Annotated in this window: 20 protein-coding genes; 3 read left to right on the top strand and 17 right to left on the bottom strand. The window is 46.9% G+C overall.

The features are described 5' to 3' along the window. Positions 1-477 precede the first annotated feature (477 nt). Entirely contained in the window at positions 478-1,989 is a 1,512-nt protein-coding gene (locus BLP57_RS15505; RefSeq protein WP_242872650.1) for a CapA family protein, read from the top strand. A gap of 149 nt (positions 1,990-2,138) precedes the next feature. Here BLP57_RS15505 and glgB read toward each other — a convergent pair whose 3' ends face one another. From glgB to BLP57_RS17690, 6 genes are all read right to left on the bottom strand, one after another. Next, positions 2,139-4,025 (bottom strand): 1,4-alpha-glucan branching protein GlgB, encoded by a 1,887-nt coding sequence (glgB, locus tag BLP57_RS15500; protein WP_021653063.1) that lies wholly within the window; start codon positions 4,023-4,025, stop codon positions 2,139-2,141. Positions 4,026-4,236: 211 nt separating this feature from the next. Continuing rightward, positions 4,237-5,643, bottom strand: coding sequence for a polysaccharide deacetylase family protein (locus BLP57_RS15495; RefSeq protein WP_021653064.1), 1,407 nt, complete (start codon positions 5,641-5,643; stop codon positions 4,237-4,239). A gap of 227 nt (positions 5,644-5,870) precedes the next feature. Further along, a complete protein-coding gene (gene tig, locus BLP57_RS15490) occupies positions 5,871-7,226 on the bottom strand; it encodes a trigger factor (RefSeq protein ID WP_092073071.1) in 1,356 nt (451 codons plus the stop codon). A 78-nt stretch (positions 7,227-7,304) separates the two neighbouring features. Next, positions 7,305-8,804, bottom strand: coding sequence for a polysaccharide deacetylase family protein (locus BLP57_RS15485; RefSeq protein ID WP_021653067.1), 1,500 nt, complete (start codon positions 8,802-8,804; stop codon positions 7,305-7,307). Positions 8,805-8,857: 53 nt separating this feature from the next. Then, positions 8,858-10,342: a polysaccharide deacetylase family protein gene (locus BLP57_RS15480; RefSeq protein WP_330389489.1), complete on the bottom strand. Its 1,485-nt coding sequence runs from the start codon at positions 10,340-10,342 to the stop codon at positions 8,858-8,860. Further along, positions 10,293-10,496, bottom strand: a complete 204-nt coding sequence (locus BLP57_RS17690; protein WP_021653069.1) for a hypothetical protein — start codon at positions 10,494-10,496, stop codon at positions 10,293-10,295. Before BLP57_RS17690 ends, BLP57_RS15480 begins: the two co-directional genes overlap by 50 nt. A 94-nt stretch (positions 10,497-10,590) precedes the next feature. Between BLP57_RS17690 and BLP57_RS15475 the strand changes: the two genes are divergently transcribed. Continuing rightward, the gene (locus BLP57_RS15475) at positions 10,591-11,031 is read left to right on the top strand and encodes a type IV pilin (RefSeq protein WP_021653070.1); all 441 of its coding nucleotides are present in this window, start codon (positions 10,591-10,593) and stop codon (positions 11,029-11,031) included. Between the two features lie 99 nt (positions 11,032-11,130). Here BLP57_RS15475 and BLP57_RS15470 read toward each other — a convergent pair whose 3' ends face one another. The 9 genes from BLP57_RS15470 to BLP57_RS15430 all read right to left on the bottom strand — a co-directional run bounded on the left by BLP57_RS15470 (position 11,131) and on the right by BLP57_RS15430 (position 19,817). Then, positions 11,131-11,577 (bottom strand): DUF1934 domain-containing protein, encoded by a 447-nt coding sequence (locus BLP57_RS15470; RefSeq protein WP_021653071.1) that lies wholly within the window; start codon positions 11,575-11,577, stop codon positions 11,131-11,133. Positions 11,578-11,609: 32 nt separating this feature from the next. After that, positions 11,610-12,431 carry a glutamate racemase gene (murI, locus tag BLP57_RS15465; protein WP_021653072.1) on the bottom strand — a complete coding sequence of 274 codons (822 nt, stop codon included), beginning with the start codon at positions 12,429-12,431 and terminating at the stop codon, positions 11,610-11,612. Positions 12,432-12,487: 56 nt separating this feature from the next. Beyond that, entirely contained in the window at positions 12,488-12,727 is a 240-nt protein-coding gene (locus tag BLP57_RS15460; protein WP_021653073.1) for a hypothetical protein, read from the bottom strand. Between the two features lie 105 nt (positions 12,728-12,832). Continuing rightward, positions 12,833-14,518, bottom strand: a complete 1,686-nt coding sequence (locus tag BLP57_RS15455; RefSeq protein ID WP_092073077.1) for a GerAB/ArcD/ProY family transporter — start codon at positions 14,516-14,518, stop codon at positions 12,833-12,835. Between the two features lie 5 nt (positions 14,519-14,523). After that, positions 14,524-16,020: a spore germination protein gene (locus tag BLP57_RS15450; RefSeq protein WP_092073074.1), complete on the bottom strand. Its 1,497-nt coding sequence runs from the start codon at positions 16,018-16,020 to the stop codon at positions 14,524-14,526. Between the two features lie 106 nt (positions 16,021-16,126). Next, on the bottom strand, positions 16,127-16,828 hold the full coding sequence (locus tag BLP57_RS15445; protein ID WP_022427303.1) for a GntR family transcriptional regulator: 702 nt from the start codon (positions 16,826-16,828) through the stop codon (positions 16,127-16,129). Beyond that, positions 16,818-17,699, bottom strand: a complete 882-nt coding sequence (ispE, locus tag BLP57_RS15440; protein ID WP_092073067.1) for a 4-(cytidine 5'-diphospho)-2-C-methyl-D-erythritol kinase — start codon at positions 17,697-17,699, stop codon at positions 16,818-16,820. Before ispE ends, BLP57_RS15445 begins: the two co-directional genes overlap by 11 nt. Before the next feature lie 90 nt (positions 17,700-17,789). Beyond that, positions 17,790-19,337 (bottom strand): DUF3794 and LysM peptidoglycan-binding domain-containing protein, encoded by a 1,548-nt coding sequence (locus BLP57_RS15435; protein WP_084449204.1) that lies wholly within the window; start codon positions 19,335-19,337, stop codon positions 17,790-17,792. A gap of 24 nt (positions 19,338-19,361) precedes the next feature. Continuing rightward, complete coding sequence (locus tag BLP57_RS15430; protein WP_092073064.1) at positions 19,362-19,817, bottom strand: protease complex subunit PrcB family protein; 456 nt, start codon at positions 19,815-19,817, stop codon at positions 19,362-19,364. Positions 19,818-20,032: 215 nt separating this feature from the next. On the opposite strand from BLP57_RS15430, the gene BLP57_RS15425 reads away from it, so the two are divergent. Continuing rightward, a complete protein-coding gene (locus BLP57_RS15425; protein WP_092073061.1) occupies positions 20,033-20,773 on the top strand; it encodes a lysophospholipid acyltransferase family protein in 741 nt (246 codons plus the stop codon). A 55-nt stretch (positions 20,774-20,828) separates the two neighbouring features. Here BLP57_RS15425 and pflA read toward each other — a convergent pair whose 3' ends face one another. Beyond that, complete coding sequence (pflA, locus tag BLP57_RS15420) at positions 20,829-21,578, bottom strand: pyruvate formate-lyase-activating protein (RefSeq protein ID WP_015525340.1); 750 nt, start codon at positions 21,576-21,578, stop codon at positions 20,829-20,831. An 8-nt stretch (positions 21,579-21,586) separates the two neighbouring features. Further along, on the bottom strand, positions 21,587-23,860 hold the full coding sequence (gene pflB / locus BLP57_RS15415) for a formate C-acetyltransferase (protein WP_092073058.1): 2,274 nt from the start codon (positions 23,858-23,860) through the stop codon (positions 21,587-21,589). Positions 23,861-24,994 lie beyond the last annotated feature (1,134 nt).

Below are 24,994 nucleotides of genomic sequence, written 5' to 3'. Positions count from 1 at the left end.
CTCTGCAGGAGGGGAGCTGATTCTTGGCTGGCGGAAATCTGCGTTGTTTTTCAAAAGTCCGCTGTCTGAGCGGCTGCAAGACGCGAGTTCGGACTTTTGGAAAACGCTTTTAGCAGATTCCCGGCAGCCTAGAAGCCAGCCCCCGACGAAGCCGCAGACCAGACAGCATCCCCGGCTCGGGCGTACGTTCACCCCCACCACCCTCTTCCCACCAAAATAAAAATCTGCTATAATACAACCACACAACAAAAATCAAAAATAACAAAGCGAACAATCACCAATCAATCGCATTCAAAATCCAAAGAAAGACAAGGTAAAACATAAATGAAATTTCCACCCAACATCAAAATCCCCGACTCCCTCAAAGGAGTCTTCAAAAAAAGCTCCACCCCGGATCCCCTCAGAGAACCCCGGCGCAACCCCAAGGACAACATCCCCCTGAACTTCCGCGAACGCAGCAATGCCCGCGTAAGTCTTATGGCATCCGTCATCGTCCTTGCGATCCTGGTCCTCTTCTTCAATCAGCTGGACTACCGCCTCATCCGCAAACCAGCTATAGACGCCCAGAAAAAAGCCGCGGCAGTCAAAGCCAAGGCCGATCAGGAAGCAGCCGACACCACTGCCGAAACTACCACTGCCTCCGTCATCGCAGTAGGCGACAACCTCTATCACCAGAGTCTCATCGACGCAGGCGCATCCTCTGACGGCAACTGGAACTACGACAAGATCTACACCCACATCCAGGACGCCATCAAGGACGCAGACATCAAAATGATCGATCAGGAAACCGTCTTCACAACCGACCATGACAGCGTAAGCTCCTACCCATCCTTTGCAACACCCACAGAAGTAGGAGACGCCATTATAAAAGCAGGATTCAACGTAGTAGAATCCGCCAACAACCACATCGATGACTTCGGAGAAGGCTTCCTCACAGACACACTGAACTTCTGGAAAACCAAATATCCGGATGTCACACTTCTGGGGATCCATGACTCCCAGGAAGATGCCGACACCGTCAAGATCCGTGAAGTAAACGGTATCAAGATCGCATTTCTGGATTACACCTACGGCACAAACGTAGGCGGCATTGAAGGAAAAGACTACATGATCGACATGATCCGCAAAGACAAGATCACAGCCATGATCCAGAAAGCAAAACAGCAGGCCGACTGCATCATCTTTGTAGCACACTGGGGTACCGAAGACGAAACCATGCCAAACGAATACGAAAAACAGTGGGCAGCCTACCTTATGGAGCAGGGCGTAAATGTCATCATCGGCGGACATCCACATGTACTCCAGCCATATGGCCGCCTTACTGATGACAAAGGCAATGAAACTGTAGTCTTCTACTCTCTGGGAAATTTCGTATCCACCCAGCAGAAGCTGGAAGAACTTCTCGGCGGAATGGCAAAATTCACCATTCAGAAAACCGTACAGGACGGCAAGACCTCAATTGAGATCCTGACCCCTACAGTGGAACCTCTGGTCATGCATTACAACAGCGATGCCGGTGAATTCGGACCATATATGCTTTCCGATTACACAGAAGAACTTGCATCTCAGAACGGTGTACAGTCATACATTGGTTCCGGTGTATTCACTCTTGACAACCTGAAAAAGAAGTTCAACGAGATCATGTCCATGAATGTCACTCCATCCACAGGAACCAACCTCCTGGATGTGACCATTGACACAGACCTGAACATGATCGATGCATCCGGAAATGTCGTAGAAGATACCGACTCCATCACAGCAGAAAAATATTACGCAGATAAAGGCATTGACATCACTTCCGAAGACTTTAACTCTGCTGATAATAACTCAGGCAGCACAGACGACTCCTCGGATGACGGTTCCTACGATGATGGTTCCTACGATGATGGTTCCTACGACGATGGTTCCTACGACGACGGTTCCTACGATGATGGTTCCTACGATGATGGTTCCTACGATGATGGTTCCTACGATGATAGCGAAGAATAGCGATAACTTTTCGTAACCAGTTTATACCCAGATCCATAAAATACCGGAGATCCGGCACCTCTGAAGCCAACACTTCAAAGGTACACAGATCTCCGGTATTTTTATTTTATCTTTTATATTTTCTTTCAAAGATTTCGCTATACAGAATATCAGTATGTAAATATACCAACTCCATAAGCTTCCAACGGATATGCAAAAGAAAATTCCCGGTTGTCACAATTTTTCTTTTCGGCTTTAAATACCTTGCCCTTCGGAAGAAGCCCCTGCTCATCCATGATCAGCTTGTACTGTTTTTTCTTCGGAACGCCTACACGGTAATCCGGACGTGCTACCGGTGTAAAGTTGCATACTATCAGGATATTATTACGTCTTGTAGGAGATTTTCTCACAAAGCTGAAGATACTTCTGTCGCCATCGTTGGCATTGATCCACTCAAATGCAGATGGATCATTATCTGCACCGTAAAGTGCCGGATATTTGCGGTAGATATGCAGAAGATCACTGACATACTGCTGCAGCTTCTGATGATTTTCCTCGCCAAGAAGATACCAGTCAAGCTCTCTGGCCTCACTCCACTCACGCAGCTGTCCGAAATCCTGTCCCATAAACAGAAGCTTCTTACCCGGATGCCCGAACATAAAAGTATATCCGGCCTTCAGGTTCTTGAATTTATCATCCAGCTCTCCTGGCATCTTCTCCAGCATAGAACACTTCAGATGTACTACTTCATCATGAGACAGAACCAGAACATATTTCTCACTGTATGCATAAGTCATAGAAAATGTCATCTTATTATGATTAAATTTACGGAAATATGGATCCAGCTTCATGTATTCCAGGAAGTCGTTCATCCAGCCCATATTCCACTTCAGAGAGAATCCAAGCCCGTCGTCTTCTGCCTTACCTGTTACCATCGGCCATGCGGTAGATTCCTCTGCGATCATGACAGTTCCATGATTTCTTCCGAGAACAACGGTATTCAGATGCTTAAAAAATTCAATAGCCTCCAGATTCTTGTTTCCGCCGTATTTATTGGCGATCCACTCACCGTCTTTCTTACCGTAATCCAGGTAGAGCATGGATGCAACCGCATCTACACGAAGACCATCAACGTGGCATTCCTCTACCCAGTAAAGAGCGTTTGCGATCAGGAAATTCTTCACCTCCGGACGTCCGTAATTGTAGATCTTGGTTCCCCAATCCGGATGCTCACCCTGTCTCGGATCTGCATGCTCATATACAGCAGTTCCGTCAAAGTTAACCAGTCCGTGTGCATCCTTCGGAAAATGTGCCGGTACCCAGTCAAGAATGATACCGATTTTCTGACGGTGAAGATAATCCACCAGATATTTGAAATCCTGCGGTGTTCCGTAGCGGGAAGTCGGTGCGTAATAGCCGGTTACCTGATAGCCCCAGGAACCGTCAAAAGGATGCTCTGCGATACCCATAAGCTCCACATGGGTGTATCCCATTTTTTTGACATACTGTGCAAGCTTCGGCGCCAGTTCTCTGTAGGAATAGAAACCATCCTCATCCTCTGCTGTCTGCGGATGCTTCATCCAGGAACCCGGATGCACCTCATAGATAGACATGGCACTTGTGTCCGGATCAAAGTTCTCGCGATTTTTCATCCAGGTATCATCTTTCCATTTATAGTTGGTGATATCTGTAATACGAGAGGCTGTTCCGGGACGCATTTCAGCGGCATTGGCATATGGATCTGCCTTGTAAAGCTCCTCACCATGTGCACCTGTAATGTAAAATTTATACAGCTGTCCGATCTTCGCTCCCGGTACAAATGTCTCATAAACGCCAATGGGTCCAACTTTTTTCATGGGATTCTTCTCCGTATCCCATTCGTTGAATTCACCTATAACAGAAACCGCCTGTGCATTAGGTGCCCACACTGCAAAATAAACCCCTTTTTTCCGGTTCTGCGTGTCCGGATGTGCTCCCAGCTTCCTGTAAATATCATAATTCGTGCCCTGACCAAACAGATACTGGTCAAGCTCCGTAAATTGTAATTTTTTTCCCATTTTCAGGTACCTCCCTTTATAGTTCTGCCACCGTCCATTCCCCAATTTTAAGTGGAATTTTTTATTCTATAATTATACCAATCCCCATATTTTCAGTCAAGGAAAAACCCTCTCCGGCTAATATGTGTCTATTATCCGACAATGTCAGATAAAGTCAAAAAAGAGACCTGAATGACGCACATTTTGTCATTCAGGTCTCTCCTGTCATTTTTTAATATTCTTCGCTTCCATCGTCATAAGATTCGTCGTAGGAACCATCATCATAGCTTCCATCATCGGAAGATCCATCCGAATAATCACTTTCGTCAGAGCCATCGGAATAGTCCCCTTCATCGGAAGATCCGTCACTGACATCCGATCCGTCAGAAGAATCGCTTCCATCGGAGCCATCCTCAGAGGAATCCTCTGAATCACTGGAATTTCCTGCATATCCTGCAACACGACCAGCCTGAAGAGAGCTGTCCCAGAAGTCAGAATAGGAAGCACTCTGTAACGTAACATCCTTCGCTTCTGCAAGCTCGCTGACTGTTACAAGCTTATATCCCTGGTCGATCAGTGCCGGGATCAGCTTCTCTGTGGCACACTTCACAGATGGTTCATGAATATCATGCATCAGGATGATAGAACCATCTCCCAAGGAAGAATCATTCATGATCTGATTATAATCTGCATCCGCATCCATCAGCTTCCAGTCCAGAGAATCTGTAGACCACATGAAGAAAGGCTTGCCAACTGCACTCATCTGCTCATCTGTGATCGCGCCATACGGTGCACGACATACCGTTGATGCCTGCCCACAGGCTTTTACCAGTGCATCATCCGTCTTCTGGAACTCCTGCATAACAGAATCCAGATCCATATTCGGCAGCGTCTGTTCCGGATGATCCCAAGTATGGTTACCGATCTCGCAGCCAAGCTTTACCATTCGCTGTATGGTAGATTCACGGCCCTCCACATTCTGTCCCAGCATAAAGAACGTAACATGGATATTATATTTCTCAACAGTATCAAGAAGTGTCTCTGTATACTCTCCAGGACCATCATCAAAAGTCAGAGCGATCATCGGGCGCTTCTTGGAAGGATCATAAGAGCCATCCTCATTAAAATAATAGTCCTTCACACCTTTCTCCACCCATCCGGTCTGCATGTATCCCTTTTTATCAAAGCTATATGTTGTTCCGTCAATATCCGCAAAACCATTTACATAATATGTACCATCCGGATTCTGATACCACTTTCCTGTAGAATCCTCATGCCATCCCGGAGTCATAACAGAAAGCCTTTCGCCTGCTGCACTGCCCTTTACCGGCATCACCGTTGCATCCGTACCGGAATCCGCGCTGTCTGTATCCGAAGCAGCCGTATCCGTCGATGCCGTACCGTCCTTCGTACTGCTGTCTGTGGAAGCTCCGGCGGTATTTGCCTGAACATTTACTGTCTCCGCATCCTTATTGCTTCCGCCGCCTGCATGGTTGACGATGGGAAGAATTACCCCTCGAACAACAAAAACCAGCAGAAGAATCGCCGCAACTACACAGGTTATCCGCTTCATCATCCGCCGCCGTCTTAACTGTTGCTGTTTTCTGCGCATCCTCTCACGCAAAACTCTTTTGTCCATTTTTTACATCCCCGTTTATATACTCATATCTTTCTTTGATATTTAATGTCTGTCTTTAATCATACCGCATTTAACGCTTAAATACAATGGAAATTCCCGAAAGAATCTCTTAATTTGTTACTGTTCACTCCGTTCTCAGTAACACACTTCGCGATGCACATGTAAAAAAAATGGCACCCGGAACACATTCCGGGCACCACACTTTTTTAGCTGCTGATACTGTCAGATCACTCCTGACCCGCTGCATCCGATGTGCTGCTGTCTGCATCCTGATCCGCCTCGCCGTCTTCCGGCACCATATCTGTAGCCTCTGCCGCTTCCAGCTCTTCATCCACGGTACCTTCCGCACTGCTTCCGTCCGAGGAAGGATCATCTCCGTTTACTCCCTGGGTATCACCGGCAGAAACCTTCTCCTCAACCGTTGCATTGTCCAGGATAAAATCTTCCACTCTGAGAAGTCCGATGGATTCATCCACGGCTGCCTGTCCGTATTTATCTACCAGCGCAGCCAGATCCTTCACACTGTATGCTTTGATCAGTTCATCCTGGATACTGAGAGATTTTTTATCTTCAAGTGTCATATTCTCCTTATCCATGATCCCCTGTACGATCAGGTTCTGCTTTACTTTAAACTCCGCATACTGACCGCTCTGCTCCTCAAAATCATCCATGGAGATTCCCTGAGCTTTTACAAAATCCTCCAGCGTCATATCACCCTGTTTTGCATAATTCTCATACAGACTGCGAAACTCTGTCTTGGCTGTATCCAGATCCTCCTGTGGATATTCCTTCACTTCAGATGCTGAAAGCACTGTGTTCCATGCAGTTTCACGCAATGTGTTCTGTGCACTTGTCTTCGCTTCATCCTCCAGTGTAGTACGGATTTCCTTCTTGTAATCATCCACACTCTTGCAGTCTGTATTCTTGGCTACCCAGGTATCGGTAAGCTCAGGTGCACGCTTAAAGCTCTGCAGAGTGACCTTAAATACCACTTCCTGTCCGGCCAGCTCTTCCGAAGAGTATTCCTTCGGGAAAGTCAGATCGAGATCCTTAGTCTCACCTTTTTTCATTCCGATGATCCCGTCCTCAAATCCGTCGATAAACGTTCCGGAGCCTATGGTCAGCTCATAATTATTTGCAGTACCGCCGTCAAAAGCCACTCCGTCCTTGGTTCCCACATAATTAATGGTAACCACATCTCCGTTCTGAACACTGCCTTCCGTTACTTCCTCAGCCTTGTTCTGAAGCTCTTCCTTGATCCTTCCGTCAACCATATCATCGGTTACGGCTTCTACTGTGTTATCAAGAGTCAGCCCCTTATATTCTCCGATGGTCACATATTTGCTCACATCATCCACGGAAACAAGCCTTGTGTCTCCGGAGGCTGCCTCTTCGCTGTCTTTATTGGAAGCCGTTTCTTCTGACTCTTTGGAATCTGCAGATCCGGAATCTTCTTTATCTGTTGTATCCTGCGCTTCTGCTGCAGGTTTTTTGTCATCTTTCTGGTCTGTTGATGTGCCACATGCAGTGATCGCCAGTGCCGCACACAGTGCAAGAACCATGAGATATGCTTTTTTCTTCATAACCTACTCCCTTCATCAAGTACTGTCGGTTCGATTATAATCTTTTTTTATACAGATTTGTAAAGTGTGTTTGCTGTCTTACATTTCCGGTACCGGTGTCGGTCTGGAAGAATCCCACACCTCCGATACATCAAACAGGTCACTGAGCATATCCGGATTGTAATACATTCTGTATCCATCCAGATTCCGTCTTCCCTGACGGAAATATTCACTTGTGATCTGCACAAAATACTGACTGGAATCTACATTGCAGAAATAGCGGTAGCCACGGCTTTTGTAATACTCATACTTCTCATTATCCGAGGTGTATCCTTCCCAATCGCCGATATCCGCACCAAAGGCAAAAATGATCATATCGGTTTTTCCGAGGATGGGTGCCACATATTTTTCCCATTTTTTATTATCGGTCTTCAACTCCGCTGCTGTGGAGCTTGTAGCGTTTCTGTGACCCCAGGTATGGCTTGCAAATTCCCACCCGTCCTTTTTCATGGCCTTCGCCACTTTTTTGGCTGCTTTTACTTCTTTATCATAGTCAAAATCCGGATTGGCCTTGAGAAAAGCCTTCTGGTCATCCTGAAGATTCTTCTTGGTCTTATATGCCCCATCTGTACGGTAGCCCAGAACACCATTATAACCGGTCATTGCCAGGATACCCTTTCTTCCATGATAGGAAAAATCCGGATGTTCTTTGATAAAGGAATCCAGGATCGGCACCACATCGTAATCTCCGGTCACAACTGTACCGTCTGCCTTCTTATACTCGCATTTGATATCTCCGTTGTCGTCGATCACCAGCTTTGTGGCAAATCCGTCTCCGTCCATATAATGATAGTAGCTGACGTCATCCTCTGAAAGAACAAAAGGAATCTTGCCTTCCGGCAGCATGATCTTTCCCCTGCTCATGGTTCCGTCATCATTGATCACAGCCATATCATGAGGACTCACCAGTACGTAACCCTTATCATACATGATCTGGAGCATTTTTTTGAACTCGCTGACTGTGGTCATCATCTGATTATATCCGGCCTCATCGGAATCTCCGTCAAAGGCCAGTGAGGTATTCACGATCAGGGAATGAAAAAATACATGGGTGATATTCTCAAGTGGATATTCCACACAGGCATCTCTTTTTTTCATGTAGGCTGCTGCTGCTTCCTGCATCTTGTCACTGGTGGCAAATTTCCAGTTGTTTTTCAACACGGAGATCGCGCCGGTGTAATCATACTGCTGTGCCAGTTTTTTGGCTTTTTTGAGAAGTGTTTTTTCGTCTGAGGAAGTACTGTCGGAGCTGTTCTCGGCAGCTTCCCTTTTCTGTGTTTCTTTTTCTGCCTTTTTTTCTTCCTTCGGTGTCTCGGTAGCTGCCGGCTGGTCCTCCGGGTCCGCTGCTACTTTGGCTTCTTCGGACTGTTCTTCTTCGGCTTCTGCAGCTTCTGCTTCCGCTTCATCAGACTGTGTATCCTCGTCATCCTGTGTCCCAGAGATCATATTGTCCACCTGAACAGTGACCGGATGGTTTCCGCCCACAAGAAGTGACGCCGCAAGCACTGTTGTCAGTACACCTGCAATTTTTTTCTTCATAATAATATATATGCCCCTTTCTAAAAGTCCCCTCGTATCTCCGGATATGACCGTTACATCGGCGGTACCGGTGTCGGTCTTGCCGGATCAAAAACATCTTTTACGTCAAAAAGATCGGATAACAGTTCCGGGTTATAATACATACGGTATCCATCCAGATTCCGTCTTCCCTGACGGAAGTACCGATCCCGGATCTGTACATAATACTGGCTGGAATCCACGTTGCAGTAATAATTATATCCCTGCCCCTTCAGATATTCGAATTTATCCCCGGAATACTCCTGGTCATTGGTAATGTCGGTTCCAAAAGCAAAAATGATAACATCCGTTCCCCCGATCAGCGGATCTACATTTTTCTTGAAACGTTCGGTATCTGCCTGAAGCTTCTCCAGTGTGACCTGTCCCACATTCTGATGTCCCCAGGTATGGCTCGCAAATTCCCAGCCTTCTGCCTTCATGGCATCGGCAACCTTTTTTGCGGCTGCCCGTTCTTTTTCCAGGCTGAAATCCGGATGTGCATCCAGCCACTGTACTTTATTTTCATCCAGATCTGCCGGACGGGTCTCATAGCTTTCGTCGGTCCGGTATCCCAGGATCCCGTTGTATCCGGTAAGTGCCAGGATTCCTTTTGCACCGCGGTATGAGAAATCCGGATGCTTTTCCACAAAACGGTCGATCAGCGGAACCATGTCGTAATCTCCCACGGATACGCTTCCGTCATCTTCCACATATTCATTGCGGATCTTTCCTTTATCATCCACGATCAGCTTCGTAGCATAGCCGTCACCGTCCATGTAATGATAATAGCATACATCATCCTGTGAGAGGACAAACGGCGTTTTCCCAGGCGGAAGAAGGATCTCTCCCTCTGTGATGTTCCCGTTGTCGTCTGCCTTTGCCATGTCCTTGATGCTTACCATCACATAGCCCTTGTCATACATGGTCTGCGTGATCTTGTTAAACTCATCAATGGTTGTCATGACCTGATTATAATCTGCTTCTTTGTAGTCTCCGTCAAACGCTTTGGATGGATCCTTGATCAGAATATGATAAAAGACATGTGTCACCTTTTCAAGGGGCCATGCCGTACAGGTTGCTTTTATGTCTTCGTATTTTTTTGCAGCTGCCTGCATCTTCTTATCCGAATCATAGGACGGAGCCTTTTTCAGAAGATCGATAGCTTTGTCATAGTTATACTGACTGGCCAGAAGCTCTGCCTCTGCGAGAGTATCTTTGGAAGCGGTCTCTGTATTTTTAGTACCTGCTTCTAAATCTTTTTCTCCGGAAACAGTCTGTTCTTTCTGTTTGTCAGAAGAAACCATCTTCTCTTTTGAAGCCTTCTCACTTCTGCCCTTCAGCGCACCGACTCCTACTGATGCCCCGACTGCGACGATCATTGCCGCTGTTATGATGGCCAGACGTTTTCTGCGTTCCTTCAGCTGGCGCTTTCTGCGGCGTTTCAATACCTCTTTCCGCCATTCTTCGTACTCAGGAGTCCCCATTTCCGGTCGGGTTCCCCCGGGCTTTTTCTCTTTCATATAATATTTCCTCCATCTCTGGTTTATCCATTACATATGTTAGCTCAAAGATAGTTATGTCCTGTATTCTCTGCAGCATACACAGATGAACTGCATCGTAATCATTATAACTGGTAACTGCTGAAATTTCCACCGTTCCACCTGTCTTTTTCACTTTTTTAATTGCCTTTTTGACGAAACAATGCTAAAATGTTGTTTGCGTAATGTAACCGATTGCGAAACAAATATATATACAGGGGGATTCTCAAATGAGTACAGTTACCATCGTTCTTCTGGTCATCCTCGTTATTCTGATCGCAGCAGTGATCGCACTCTATTTCTTCGGAAAAAAAGCTCAGAAAAAACAGGACGAACAGCAGGCTCAGATCCAGGCTAACAAGCAGACAGTTTCCATGCTGGTCATCGATAAAAAACGGATGCCGCTGAAAGATTCCGGACTTCCACAGATGGTCATCGACCAGACACCTAAGCTTATGCGCCGGTCCAAGCTTCCGATCGTAAAAGCCAAAGTCGGTCCGAAGATCAACATCCTTATTGCAGATGAAAAAGTTTTTGATCTGATCCCGGTCAAAAAAGAGATCAAAGCTGAAGTCAGCGGCCTTTACATCGTTGGCGTAAAAGGAATCCGTGGTTCTCTCGAAGCACCACAGAAGAAGAAAAAAGGCTTCCTCGCAAGATTCCGTAAATGATCAGAATCCAAAACAGCCGCCATGCTTTCAGGAATTCCCCTGATGCATGGCGGCTGTTCTTATGTAGTGTAATTATATATCTTTTATTTTCTGCAGGATCTATAAAACAAAATCCTTGCAGTCTCTTGGCTGTACCTGGATCGCCAGATAGCAGTCTGCCACATGTTCTTCATTCATATCCAGCGCATAATCTGCTTTGATCTGAAGGTTCTCTTCGCTTTCCGTCAGCTCCAGATTCGTAGCTGAGATTCCCATCTGAAGTGTTCCGTAAGGGGTAGTATAATAGGTCATGTTTTTTTTGCCCTGTTCAAATACCATGTGTACATTGACCAGTCCCTTCTTGCTAACTTCCAGACCCTTTCCGGATACTTTTATGTAATTGATGGTGGGTTCTGCTGTTTCATCCAGCAGTTCCTCATATCTGAGATAATGAGAACCATTGCGGAAATAATACTGTCCCGGAACAATGATCTCTATAGGTTCCTGATCCCCCTGTGCATCCATCATCTGAAGCCCTCTTACATGGATCAAAACTTCTTTCTGCATTCTTTTCTCCTATCATTTATGTACAGATCTGTTTAATATTTTTCGATATCGATCTTCTGTGTTTTTTCTACGTTATACGGCAGGATGGAATTGGCAAAATCCTTAAACTTCTCTGCAAGATCACTTACATAAAAGCGATACGGGAATTCCTCCTGTGCTACCTCATTGCTGGCAAGATCCAGTCTGGAGAGTAACTTTTTAAGCTCCAGCGCCGTCTCATATGCAGGATTCACAAGGCAGACCTCCTCACCCATGATCTTGCGGATGGTAGATCTTAAAAGAGGATAGTGCGTACATCCGAGGATCAGTGTATCGATCTCCTGCTCCTGCAGCTCCTTCAGATATCTTCTCGCAACCTCCTCGGTGACCGGATCATGATACCAGCCCTCTTCTACCAGCGGAACAAACAGCGGGCACGCTTTTCCGATCACGGTGATCTCCGGATCCAGTTCCTTCAGATAAGAGGCATGGATACCGCTTCCTACCGTGCCCACCGTTCCGATAATGCCCACCCGTTTATTTCTGGTTTCCTGGGCAGCAACTTTGGCACCGGCCTCGATCACTCCAAGGATCGGGATATCCAGTTCATCCTTCACCGCATCCAGAGCAAATGCACTGGCTGTATTACAGGCCACCACAATGGCCTTCACCTTCTGTTCCTGCAGAAAATGAATGATCTGACGGGAATAACGGATCACCGTTTCTCTGGATTTGCTTCCATAGGGAACTCTGGCTGTGTCTCCGAAATATACGATTTTTTCCGATGGGAGATTGCGCATGATCTCCCGGGCTACTGTCAGTCCTCCGATACCGGAATCAAACACACCCACCGGTGCGTTTCTGTCTATATTCATTGATCTTATCTCCTGAAATAATTAATCGAACGTGATTGGTCCGTTGAAATATTGTATCACCAATCCAGGGCTTGCGCAAGCCAGAAGGATATCTTCACCGGCTTATTTTCCCCGTTATCCTCTGCTTTTTCAAAACAGAATTCCGGGTAGATCGTTCCCCACCAGGCATAAAACTGTGGCTGCCGATCACCTGCAGTTCTTCTCTCCCAGGTACTCCCTGCAAGGATCACTGCCGTGAGCAAAAGGAACCCTCCTGCTTTTTTTAATACATGCTTCTTCATTTTTATATGCTCCATGAGCAAGCCCTCCTGTCAAAAATCTTCTGATGATCTTATCCTGAGATATACTGTACGATTTATCGTACTGATCATCATCTGTATTATTAACAGTCCGGCTCCCATCTATTCATTACTGCCGTAATCCACTTCCAGAAGCTCACCTTCCACCCATATCTCCGGAAGCCAGGGCAGCGTTCCATCCTGACAGAACTGATGATATACCTCCCGCAGAGTCACACCCTTCTTCTGCTGCCCGGATGTGCGGTTCTCCTGAATTCCCTGAAGGTATTCCCCTATGGAGCTTTCCCGGGCTCCCTTCCAGTGAAAAACATCTCCCAGCATATCCGTCCGGAACACGTAGACATCCTCTCCGATATGCTCTTCCTGCTTCAGATATCCGATCAGTGCTTCCCGGGATCCCTCTTCCAGAATCTGTTCATCCAGGATCAGCACTTCAAGATGACCCAGATCCAGAAATTTTTCCTGAGACCGGTTGTAGACTGCCTCGATCTCCTGAAAGTCCCGGCCGAAAAGAGTCAGCACAGAAATCGGATCTTCGTCCGGTTTTTCCTGTCCGGTAGCTGTACTCATATCCGGCATTGCATATTTCAGCACAAAGCCATTCTCTGAAACACCGGCCCCCAGTGCCAGCGGATAAGCTCTTTTTTCCGGTTCTACTGCCGCACAGCCTGATCCCGTCAAAGTGATGACCAGGACAAGTCCTGCCACAGTTACTTTTTTCTTCCGTCTTCCCCGGTTTTCCGTACTGAGAAAAAGCTGTATCACAAGCAGAAACGGCACAAAGATGTACCCCAGATACCAGCCATAATACTCCCGGATCCCCATCCCGTTTCTCTCATACAGGGAAAGCAGCCAGCCTGCTGCCGGGATCCAGTACCGACCGGTCCCGAATCCAGTTTTTTCCGCGATCTGATTTCCGTAATGAAACAAACTTCCCAGAGAAAACAAAAGTCCGAATACCAGAAATCCCATCCATATCACATCAAATCTCGCCAGTACATTTCCCGGAAGATCTGCACCCTCCAGAAGAGGCAGTACCGGACAGATCTCGTTTTTAAGGCGTGCACCTCCAAAGACCGCCGGAAGAAGGAGCTGCATTCCAAAAATGATCCCGCAAACTGTAAGAAAAGCCAGGATCACAGGTTTTCTGGCACTTCCCTGTTTTTTTGCATACTCCAGTCCGAAGGGAAGAAGTCCTGCTCCTGAAAAAGCACACAAAAGTGTATACAGATCATGGAGCCATCGCTCTCCTGTAAATCCTGTTTCCGGATCTTTCATCACTTCCATAAAGTACTCTGTTTTTCCCTGCCCTGCACATAAAAGCATCAGAAGAAGGATCCCTGCCAGAAAAATCCTTCCGGACACCTCAGCGATCCGCCCTCTTCTCTGCATTCCGCGATGCGTTCCCAGACTACAGGCTGCAACTGCAAGAAGAGACAGCCATTTTCCGGAAATCCCGCTGATCAGACTTTCCGGGATCACCTCCCCCAGAAGGCCCGAAAGAAATGCCGAACTTGCGATCACATATACCAAAAAGAACAGGCCAATAAATCGTACAGTAAAACTTCCTGTCCTTTTGGAAAGCTCCCCATATGCAGGTGTCAGACGTATCAGCCAGATCACATAAAAAGAGAGCACTACGGCCGCAGCAGCTGTCCCTGCCATGGCACTGATGCCCAACATCGCTCCATTCTTAAACAGGCACAGCAGAAACGGCGCCGGAAACACCAGTATGATCTGCCGAAAAAGCTGTCTGTGGGAAATCCTGTTATTCTCCGCAAATCTCATAACCTTTATCCTTTCCGGCTCCATGGCCTTGTCCGAAGCCTGCGTTTCTGGGCATTTCTGGCATACAGTGGCCGGAATTTCCGCTTCCGGAAGGGCTGTCGCAAAATCCTTCCACCGGTTTCCGCCTCACTGTTCTTCTCTACAAAAGGTACCAGATATGGGACACCGAAGCTTAAAAGTCCTGCCAGATGCGCCATGGTGAGATACAGTCCCAACACGATTCCGAATATACCTAGAAATCCTCCCAGAAACAGAAAAGCGTACTTCAGAAGCCGGAATGCAGAAGCAAATTCCTCATTAGGTATAGCCAGTGATCCCAGTGCTGTCAGTGCCACGATGATCACTACCACCGGGCTGACAAGATTGGCCTCCACCGCAGCCTGTCCGATGATCAGTCCTCCTACGATCCCAATGGCATTTCCAAGAGCTCCCGGGATCCGCACACCAGCCTCCCGTATCAACTCAAAAGACAGTTCCAGGAACACCAGCTCCACTACACTGGAAAATGGGACGCCCTCTCTTGCCTGTGCAAAGGAAAGGATCAGATTCGCCGGAAGAATCTGTGTATGAAACCGGATCACAGCCAGATAAAGTCCGGGGAGCAGCGTTGCCACAGCCATGGCCAGATACCGGAGCACCCGCAGGAAGGATGCCATCTCAAAACGGTTGTACCAGTCTTCACTGCTTTCCATAAAACTGTTGAATGCTCCGGGAACCACCAGTGCCACCGGCGAGTTGTCACAGAGCAGAACTGCTTTTCCATTCAACAGCTCCTGGGCAGCCCGGTCCGGCCGCTCCGTTGTCTGAAACTGAGGAAAGGGAGAATACCATGCTTCTTCTGTCAGCTGTTCCAGCATCCCGCTGTCCAGGATCCCGTCCACTGCAAAAGATTCCAGGCGCTCTTTCACAGCAGTCAGAAGCTCCTCATGGACCAGATCCTCCACATAAAGAAGCTGTACCACCGTATTGGAGCGTATACCGATGCTGCTCTGCTCCACCTTCAGCCTGGTATCCCGGATCCGCTTTCTCACAAGGGCCGCATTGGTTTTTACACTGTCACAGAACCCCTCCTTGGAGCCTCTGAGGACCTTTTCCGTTTTCACCTCTGATACAGCCAGCCCCGGATATCCTTTACTGGAAATTTTCATTGCTTTGTCGTATCCATCCAGAAAGAAAACTGCATTTCCCGAAAGAATGGCACCAAATACCTCCTCCATGGAAGACAGCTCCTTCACATCTGCAATTCCAAGACTGTTTCGGCGGATAAATTCCCGGATCTTTTCCTCCGGGATCTCCCAGAAATGATTGATCATTTTTCCGATAGCAGAATCATCCAGCATCATGTTTGAAACCGCAACCTCAATATAGACCATCAGACAGTCCGCCTTATGTCCCTCACCAAGGCGCATGGGCCTGATCAGGATATCATCGCAGTTTTCACACCGTTTCCGGATATACGATTCATTTTCATGAAGAGATATCGATATCTTCTTTGTTTCCATAAAGCCACCATCCTTTATGCAGTCAGACGGATAAAAGCATCCGCATTCGGTTAAAAAAAGAGATGCCACAATGACATCTCTCTTAATATTCCCGCATATCCGGTTCTTATTCTTTTTTCTCGGCCTCTTTGGCCTCATTCTCCGCGCGGATAGTACGGATGATCGCTTTTCGTTGATTCTCCAGATGATGGAAAGAAATATCCTGCGCCTTTTGCACATCTCCTTCACGGATGGCTTTTACCAGCTCTTCATGCTCACTGACCAGAAGATTTCTTGTCTGCTCCTCCTTCAGATACTCTACACGATAGCGATACATCTGCTCACGGAGATTATTCAGGACCTGATTCAGACGCTTATTATCAGAAGCCTGATATATGATCTCGTGGAAAGCCACATCGGTTTCCGCCAGACGGACCAGATTTCCCTCTGCTTTTGTTTTTTCAAATTCCTTGGCTGCCACCCAGAGCCTTCCCAGCTCATCCTCTGTGATCAGCTTGCACGCTTTTTCTATGGCAACATTTTCGAGGGCGATACGCACCTCCAGAACATCGTTCAGATCCTTTTCTGTAATGCTGGCTACCTGTGCACCTCTGCGTGGGATCATCACTACAAGACCTTCCTGCTCCAGCTTGCGCATAGCCTCACGCACCGGTGTTCTGCTCACGCCAAGACGCTCTGCAAGGGCAATCTCCAGAAGTCTTTCGCCCGGCTTCAGCTCTCCCTTCAGGATTGCCTGCCGCAAGGTGTTAAAAACAACATCCCGAAGCGGCAGATATTCATTCATATCCACAGAAAAATCACTTGTCATTTGTAACTCCTCCATCTCTATTGTAAATATCCGTGGCAAATACAGTCTTTGCAAGCCCGCTCTTTCTGAGGCTTCTGGCTGCCGCGGCCATCTTATCCCTGTTATCAAAGATTCCAAACACAGTAGGACCGCTTCCGCTCATCACGGCTTTCAGCGCACCTTTTTCTTCCATAAGGTTCTTGATATTGCCGATCACAGGATACTGTCGGATGATCCCCGATTCAAATACATTCTCCATTCTGGATGCCATGGCATACAGATCATTATTTCTGATAGCTCCGATGAGTCCATCGATGTCCGGATGTTTTCCGATCCCTTCCAGATTCAGATTCTCATAGGCTGTTTTTGTGGAAACATTGATTCCCGGTTTTCCTATCAGAACATAACATTTCGGAACTTCCGGAAGTCTGGTCAGCTTCTCTCCGATTCCCTCCGCAAGAGCTGTTCCCCGCATGATACAATACGGAACATCTGCTCCGACCTTTACTGCACGTTCCATCAGCTGTTCTTCGGTAAGCCCTAAATGGAACATCCGGTTCACACCCACAAATGCGGCCGCTGCATCGGAGCTGCCTCCTGCCATGCCTGCTGCCACCGGGATAAATTTACGAAGCTTGATGGAAAGTCCCTCTTCAACATCGAACTCCTCCATCAGCATCTGTGCTGCCTTATATACAAGATTTCTCTGGTCTGTAGGAATAAACGGAAGATTGGTCGTCAGTACGATCCCCGGCCGTCTGGTCTTTCTGATATCCAGGATATCATACATACGGATGGTCTGCATGATCATGCGTACCTCATGATAACCGTCCTCTCTCTTTCCCAGAACATCAAGTCCGAGATTGATCTTTGCCATTGCTTTTAAACGCATAAGCCCCTCCATTTGTACTTTGTATACAGTATTTATACATGTATTTTATATGATTTTTACATTCTTTTCAACAGCAAAATATTCCACTTTTTATTTGATCTGACCTTCCACTTTTTTCACAACAAGAAGCGGAGTTCCCGGAGAGGGTTCCTGATTTTCCTTAAGAGCATTGATCGTCCGGATCTCCTGGATAGATGTGTGATATTTCCTTGCGATATCCCACAATTCATCTCCCGGTTTTACCATATAAACCAGGATTCCCGGCATAGCCTGGAGTTTTTTCATATCCAGTGGTTTTTCCTCTACTTTCTCAATGATAAATACCGGTTCTCTGGCAACTGCCAGAAGCTCCAGTCCTACAGTTGCCCGGATCTCGATCTCATTTCCATCTGCCATGGCTGCGGAAAGCTGCTCCAGCTTTGCTTTTAACTGATAACAGCTGTCCTGTCGGATCCCTCTTGCTTCCACCATATGGGAAAACGGTATCATTGCCTCCATGGAATAAAACGGCATATCATCATTTCCAATAATGTACAGGATCTTCAGCATGACCACGCCATCTGCTTGCACACCGTTCTCTACGATCCTGGTCTTATCGATCTTCACTTTTCCCTGACTGTGACACAGCTGGAGGACTTTTCCCTGAGTCTCCTTTACCTGGATCCTGTCACTGATCCTGCATCTGGAAAAATTACGTACCAGAAGCCGTTCCAGTACCTCATTCTTTCCTTCCGGAACACATTCACGGATCGGTGTATACACATCGGTAATAAGATCATATTCCTCTTCCCTGAAAAATTTCATATCCAGCTCCAGCACAACATCCGAAACAAGGATCCGTTCTTCCCCATCGACATCCGGTTTGGCCTCCAGACTCTGATGCATCACCGAAGCTTCGATCAGCGGGATCAGTTCCTCCGTGCAGTCCGGACATTCCACTTCTCCGGAAAAAGGCAGCGAATATTCCAGCCACTGCACCGGGGCTTCTGTATCTTCAGCTCCGTACAGCACAAAAACGGACAGCTCTCCTCTTGCCTTTACCACATTTTCCTCCGGCTTCAGATCCAGCCCCCGTACATCCATAGTATACCAGATCAGGCTGGCGATATCCGGACGATTGGAGGCAATGGTATACTCATCCTTGATCCGGAGTGTATCTTTTTTATGTACGGTAAGTCCCAGAAAACGGACTGTTTTTTTTCTGACGGATACCTCTTCTGCATCCAGCGCCACCGGCAGGCGGATCTGTTCTGTTTCATCCACAGTCGCACAAAAAGTTACCAAAGCTTTGATATTAAGCTTTCTGGAATGGATCAGGCGGATCGTAAGATCTTCAATTTCCCACTTCAGACACATTTTATCCCCGTTTATGATATTCTTCAGGTTCAAGGTTTCCTCAAATGGAAGTTTTGCAGTAAGACTGCTGACGATCCCTCTTTCTTCCCCCACATAAAGGATATCTACCTGCAGATTTCCCGTAAGAATACCTTTCCCGTCAGTAAGACGGACATCATCCATAATGATCCTGCCCTTATTCTGGATCAGTCTTCCTGCATCCGGTTTTGCATCCGGTACATTAAAATCCTCATCAAAAGTGATCTGACTTTTTGCCCTGCTTTTTTCCTTTAATATCTGCATGCTTTCTTTTTTTAATTCCACAGTCTATTCCCCTTTCTCCGACTCTTTTTTCACCGGACTGCTGCTTTCCCGGAACGTTACCGGCTTTTCCTGTTTCCGGGTTTTTATCACAATGCAGGGATAGGACGGAACTCCTACCTCCTTAAGATCCTCCGGTCCAAGAAGTTTTGTAACAAAAAATATCCCATTCGAGGATTCTCCAAGCTCCTCTACCTGGATGCTGTATCCGCCACTCATCTGCCGCCCGTACCCTTTGGCCAGGTAAAGATCCTCTCCGGTTTCATAACTCAGCTGAAATTCCTTTTCCTTTTTTTCTTCCATAAGCCTGGAAAGCTCCTCCGGGATATCCCGACGTTCCACAACGGTGTAATCTACCGGTTTTCGTTCTTCTTCCTCCACCCGGACAAATCGACACCCGGAAAGCAGCAGTGCCAGCACGGCAGCTGTCAGCACGATCCGCAGAAATACTGCTTTTTTCATAATATAAGCCACCTGCATGATTCGTTACTGTTCACTCCGTTCTCAGTAACACGCTTTGCGGAAGATCACCAGTAAACAGTAACCACTATTCAGTATTTATTCTATGTGAGCAGGGAAAGATTTATTGCAACTATCGGATTTTCTTCGTATAATATAAAAATACCATCTTACTGCGGAACTCTCCGCAAGTATCTATAACAGAAAGGACAAAAGACATGATTCGATTCATACTTGTCTGTATCGTGGTGATCGCCTATCTGGTGCTGACCATTCCGGTTCTCCTTGTAGAATGGATCATCGGGAAATTTTCTCCCATGACTAAGGATATCAGCTCTCTGCGCATGGTACAGGCCATATTCAAACTCATCCTGTGGATCACAGGCGCCAAAGTCACCGTCATCGGCGAAGAAAACGTTCCAAAGGATCAGGCTGTTCTCTATGTAGCAAACCACCGGAGCTATTTCGACATCCTGCTCACCTACAGCCGCTGTCCGATCCGCACCGGCTATGTTGCCAAGAAGGAAATGGAGCATTATCCGCTGCTCTCCAACTGGATGCGCAATCTCTACTGTCTCTTTCTCGACAGAGAGGATATCAAGCAGGGTCTGAAAACGATCCTTCAGGCCGCAGACTATGTGAAATCCGGCATTTCCGTATGTATCTTCCCGGAAGGAACCAGAAATAAGAATGCTGATGAAACAGAAATGCTGCCTTTCCATGACGGCAGCTTCAAGATCGCAGCCAGAGCCAAAAGCCCGATCATTCCTATTGCGATCAGCAACTCTGCCAATATCTGGGAGGCCAATTTCCCGAAGATGACACCTACACACGTAGTGATCGAATATGGCAAGCCTATCATTCCTTCAGAGCTTGACCGGGATACTCAGCGCCGCTTAGGTTCCTATACACAGGATATCATCAAAGAAATGCTGATCAAAAACAAAGAACTGGTGTGAACATCAAAAAAACCATATCTATGTCTGTTTTTCGACATAAGATATGGTTTTTTTATTACTGTGTACCTGCTCCCAGGATTTTTTCCGCATTTTCGATGCGTTCTTTCGTTGGCGGATTGATTCCCTTCAGCGGATAATCAATATGCAGATTTTCCCATTTAAAGGTTCCGAGTGTGTGATATGGAAGAACCTCCACTCTCTCAACTGTCTTCAGTGTTGCGATAAAGTCAGCCAGCCGGTGGAGATAGTCATCCCGGTCATTGCGTTCTGGAACCAGTACGTGACGGATCCACATGGATACGCCCATATCGGAAAGCTTCCGGGCCATGGCAAGGATATTTTTATTGGTACATCCTGTGAGGATCTTATGCTGTTCCTCATCAATGTGCTTGATATCCAGCATGACAAGATCTGTGTACTTCATCAGCTCTTCCCATTTTTCATACCACGGACCCTCTTCTGTGTAAGGGTTGCCGCTGGTATCAAGTGTTGTGTGGATCCCAAGTTTTTTTGCTTTTCTGAACAGCTCAGTGAGGAAATCGATCTGTAACAGTGGCTCGCCTCCACTCACAGTAATACCGCCCTTACTTCCCCAGTAAGAGCGGTATCGACAGGCTTTTTCAAGCAGCTCATCTGCTGTGTACTCCGTCCCTGTTTTCATTTGCCAGGTGTCCGGATTGTGGCAGAACTGACAGCGCATGGCGCAGCCGCTCAAAAAGATCACATACCGGACTCCTGGTCCGTCAACAGAGCCGAAGCTCTCCAGTGAGTGGACGTAGCCAGTGATTTTTTTCTGGTCGTCCATATTTTTTATTACATCCTTTCGTGGCAGGTTCTTGCGATAACGTCAAGCTGCTGCTCTCTTGTAAGGTCGATGAACTTAACAGCGTATCCGGAAACACGGATCGTGAAGTTTGCATACTCCTCTTTTTCCGGATGCTCCATAGCATCGATAAGTTTCTCTTTACCGAATACGTTTACATTGAGGTGATGTGCACCACGATCAAAGTATCCGTCAAGTACATTTACAAGATTCTCTGTACGCTCTTCCTCAGAATGGCCAAGTGCATCCGGGTTGATCGTCTGAGTATTGGAGATTCCGTCAAGGGCATCCTCATAGTCAAGCTTTGCAACAGAGTTCAGGGAAGCAAGAAGTCCGTTCTGCTCTGCGCCGTAAGACGGGTTTGCTCCCGGTGCCAGAGGCTCGCCGGCTTTTCTTCCGTCCGGAAGAGATCCTGTAGCTTTACCATAAACAACGTTGGATGTGATGGTAAGGATGGATGTGGTTGGCTTGGAATCACGATAGGTATGGATGTGTTTCAGCTTCTCAAGGAATGTGGAAAGCAGAGTTGTTGCGATCTCGTCTGCTCTGTCATCATCGTTACCATAACGTGGGAAGTCACCCTCAACCTGGAAGTCTGTTGTGATTCCGTCCTCGTCACGGATTGCTTTTACTTTTGCATATTTGATAGCGGAAAGGGAATCTACTACGTGTGAGAATCCGGCGATACCTGTTGCGAAGGAACGGTCAACCTTTGTATCGATAAGTGCCATCTCAGCTGCCTCATAGTAGTATTTATCATGCATGTAGTGGATCATGTTCAGTGTTCCAACGTACAGATGTGCAAGCCAGTCCATCATCTGGTCGTATTTTGCGATTACTTCGTCATAGTCAAGGTACTCGGAAGTGATCGGCTGATACTGCGGTCCTACCTGCTGTTTTGTCTTCTCATCAACACCACCGTTGATCGCGTAAAGAAGGCATTTTGCAAGGTTTGCACGAGCACCGAAGAACTGCATCTCTTTACCTGTCTCTGTAGCAGATACACAGCAGCAGATGCTGTAGTCATCGCCCCATACCGGACGCATAACGTCATCGTTCTCATACTGGATGGAACTTGTTGTAACAGAGATGTCTGCTGCATATTTCTTGAAGTTCTCAGGCAGTCTTGAAGAGTAGAGAACTGTAAGGTTCGGCTCCGGAGCCGGTCCCATATCCTCAAGTGTATGAAGGAAACGATAGTCGTTCTTTGTTACCATGGAACGTCCGTCCTGTCCCATACCTGCTACTTCCAGAGTTGCCCATACCGGGTCACCGGAGAAGAGCTGGTTGTAAGACGGGATACGAGCGAATTTAACCATACGGAATTTCATTACGATATGGTCAACAAGCTCCTGTGCCTCTTTCTCTGTAAGAGTTCCGTTCTCAAGGTCTCTCTCAATATAGATATCAAGGAATGTGGAGATACGTCCAACACTCATTGCAGCTCCGTTCTGAGTTTTGATCGCTGCAAGATATCCGAAGTACAGCCACTGGAATGCTTCCTTTGCATTCTTAGCCGGCTGGGAAATATCAAAGCCATAGATCTGAGCCATTTCTTTCATCTTCTTCAGAGCACGGATCTGATCTGCGATCTCCTCACGAAGCTGGAAGTCATAACGTCTCATACCCTGACGGTCGCATGCTGCGAAATCTTTCTCTTTACCTGCGATCAGATGATCAATTCCGTAAAGAGCAACTCGTCTGTAATCACCTACGATACGTCCACGTCCGTAAGTATCCGGAAGTCCTGTAAGGATCTTGTTGTGACGTGCTCTCTTCATCTCCGGTGTGTAGATATCGAATACACCCTGGTTGTGTGTTTTGAACTCATAGTTGTTGAAAACATCTTTGATCTTGTCGCTTACATGGTATCCGTAAGTCTCACATGCCTGCTCTGCCATTTTGATTCCGCCGTATGGCATGAAAGCACGTTTCAGAGGTTTGTCTGTCTGAAGACCTACAACCTGCTCCAGGTCTTTGAGCTCCTCATCGATATATCCAGGACCGTATGCTGTAATTCCTGTTACTACCTCTGTCTCCATATCAAGAACGCCGCCTTTAGCACGCTCTTCTTTCTGAAGCTCCTGAAGCTTGCCCCAGAGTTTATCTGTTGCCTCTGTTGGTGCTTCCAGGAAGGAAGCATCTCCATCATATGGTGTATAGTTCATACTGATGAAATTACGAACATCGATCTTCTCTTTCCAACGATCACCCTTAAAACCATTCCACTGTTCAAAATCAACTTTTGCCAATTTGTTACACATCCTTTCCTGTTGTCTCAATATTTCGTTCACCGCCCGCGCAGTTAGTAATATATAACATTTCTCATGACGACCATAAGATAACAGATTCCGAATTTAAAGTCAACAGCTTGGAAGTATGTTCTTTATAATATACATGTAATTGTATTATTGATAAAAATAATGAGAAAATTGTACCAGATATTGTACAATGTCGGGTGTCTGACGGACGCTCCTGGCGGAGGGCGTTTCCTTTCCAGGGGGGACACTTTGGCGTGGGCAAGTTTGCGAGGGGGAAAGGCGCTCGGAGTTACGAAGCCCGCTTTTCCCCCTCGCGCTCCCCCTTTCCGGGCACGTCGCTGTTCTACGCTGTGGTATGGGGTAGTGTATTGGTAAATGCCTGTATGCTGCTGTATTGGTAGCGTCAGGCTGAGCCGATTTTTTTGTTCCGCCGGACGGAAGGCGGTCTGCGCAGCAGACCTGTTCCTGGTAGTTGTTGTATTGCTGGCGCTAATCTGCTCCTGCCTGTTGTATTGCTGGTGCTGACCTGCTCCTGTCTGTTGTTGTATTGCCGACGCTCACTTGCTCCCGTCTGTTGTCGCATCACTGGCATAAACCCGCTCCCATTAACAACAGGGAACAGGCCCGCTGCGCGGGCCGCTTTCCCGTCCGACGAAATAAAAATCGGCTCAGCCTGACACTGCCAATACAGCAGCATACAGGACTAAGCCGATAAATTAACACACTCCAAGGCGTAGCACAGCGGCGTGCCCGGAGGGGTGGGGTGTGGGGAGGGGAAACGGGCCAATGCCATTTAGATAGAACATTTTGTAGATGATTCTTTATGTTACATTCTGTAATGTTTTGATATTTGGAGTGCTTTGAGAGGAAAAAATACGCAAACTTCCCCTTTGGGGTAGAAATCGTACTTTTATCCTTTAAATAACTTGTGTTTTTATCCAAAAAAAGTTATAGTATTCTTATATTAGGACACTCGGTATGCAAAGCTTACAAAGCCTTTCCTCTTTTTGGTACGGGGAAATTTCCGGCCGGGCTTGACCGGGACCAGGTAGCGTAACAGGAGTGTCTCGATATGAGGCGAGATCGTAGGACTGCTTTTTTGAAGGAAAGCTTTACAGATATGTACAGCCATGGTGA

Origin of the sequence: Blautia sp. SF-50 (assembly GCF_900101315.1) — a bacterium.
GTDB lineage: Bacteria > Bacillota > Clostridia > Lachnospirales > Lachnospiraceae > Blautia_A > Blautia_A fusiformis.
The sequence above is the reverse complement of the archived record's forward strand: the minus strand, read 5'-3'. Positions and strand labels throughout refer to the sequence as shown.

Bases quoted from the DNA above. Each gene is read 5' to 3' on its own strand.
- BLP57_RS15495 (WP_021653064.1), bottom strand. From the start codon at position 5,643: ATGGACAAAAGAGTTTTGCGTGAGAGGATGCGCAGAAAACAGCAACAG.
- glgB (WP_021653063.1), bottom strand. From the start codon at position 4,025: ATGGGAAAAAAATTACAATTTACGGAGCTTGACCAGTATCTGTTTGGT.
- murI (WP_021653072.1), bottom strand. From the start codon at position 12,431: ATGAATATAGACAGAAACGCACCGGTGGGTGTGTTTGATTCCGGTATC.
- BLP57_RS15460 (WP_021653073.1), bottom strand. From the start codon at position 12,727: ATGGAGCATATAAAAATGAAGAAGCATGTATTAAAAAAAGCAGGAGGG.
- BLP57_RS15450 (WP_092073074.1), bottom strand. From the start codon at position 16,020: ATGGAAACAAAGAAGATATCGATATCTCTTCATGAAAATGAATCGTAT.
- BLP57_RS15470 (WP_021653071.1), bottom strand. From the start codon at position 11,577: ATGCAGAAAGAAGTTTTGATCCATGTAAGAGGGCTTCAGATGATGGAT.
- BLP57_RS15475 (WP_021653070.1), top strand. From the start codon at position 10,591: ATGAGTACAGTTACCATCGTTCTTCTGGTCATCCTCGTTATTCTGATC.
- tig (WP_092073071.1), bottom strand. From the start codon at position 7,226: ATGAAGAAAAAAGCATATCTCATGGTTCTTGCACTGTGTGCGGCACTG.
- ispE (WP_092073067.1), bottom strand. From the start codon at position 17,699: ATGCGTTTAAAAGCAATGGCAAAGATCAATCTCGGACTTGATGTTCTG.
- BLP57_RS15430 (WP_092073064.1), bottom strand. From the start codon at position 19,817: ATGAAAAAAGCAGTATTTCTGCGGATCGTGCTGACAGCTGCCGTGCTG.
- BLP57_RS15455 (WP_092073077.1), bottom strand. From the start codon at position 14,518: ATGAGATTTGCGGAGAATAACAGGATTTCCCACAGACAGCTTTTTCGG.
- BLP57_RS15425 (WP_092073061.1), top strand. From the start codon at position 20,033: ATGATTCGATTCATACTTGTCTGTATCGTGGTGATCGCCTATCTGGTG.
- BLP57_RS15480 (WP_330389489.1), bottom strand. From the start codon at position 10,342: ATGAAAGAGAAAAAGCCCGGGGGAACCCGACCGGAAATGGGGACTCCT.
- BLP57_RS15445 (WP_022427303.1), bottom strand. From the start codon at position 16,828: ATGACAAGTGATTTTTCTGTGGATATGAATGAATATCTGCCGCTTCGG.
- pflA (WP_015525340.1), bottom strand. From the start codon at position 21,578: ATGGACGACCAGAAAAAAATCACTGGCTACGTCCACTCACTGGAGAGC.
- BLP57_RS15435 (WP_084449204.1), bottom strand. From the start codon at position 19,337: ATGCAGATATTAAAGGAAAAAAGCAGGGCAAAAAGTCAGATCACTTTT.
- pflB (WP_092073058.1), bottom strand. From the start codon at position 23,860: ATGTGTAACAAATTGGCAAAAGTTGATTTTGAACAGTGGAATGGTTTT.
- BLP57_RS15505 (WP_242872650.1), top strand. From the start codon at position 478: ATGGCATCCGTCATCGTCCTTGCGATCCTGGTCCTCTTCTTCAATCAG.
- BLP57_RS15485 (WP_021653067.1), bottom strand. From the start codon at position 8,804: ATGAAGAAAAAAATTGCAGGTGTACTGACAACAGTGCTTGCGGCGTCA.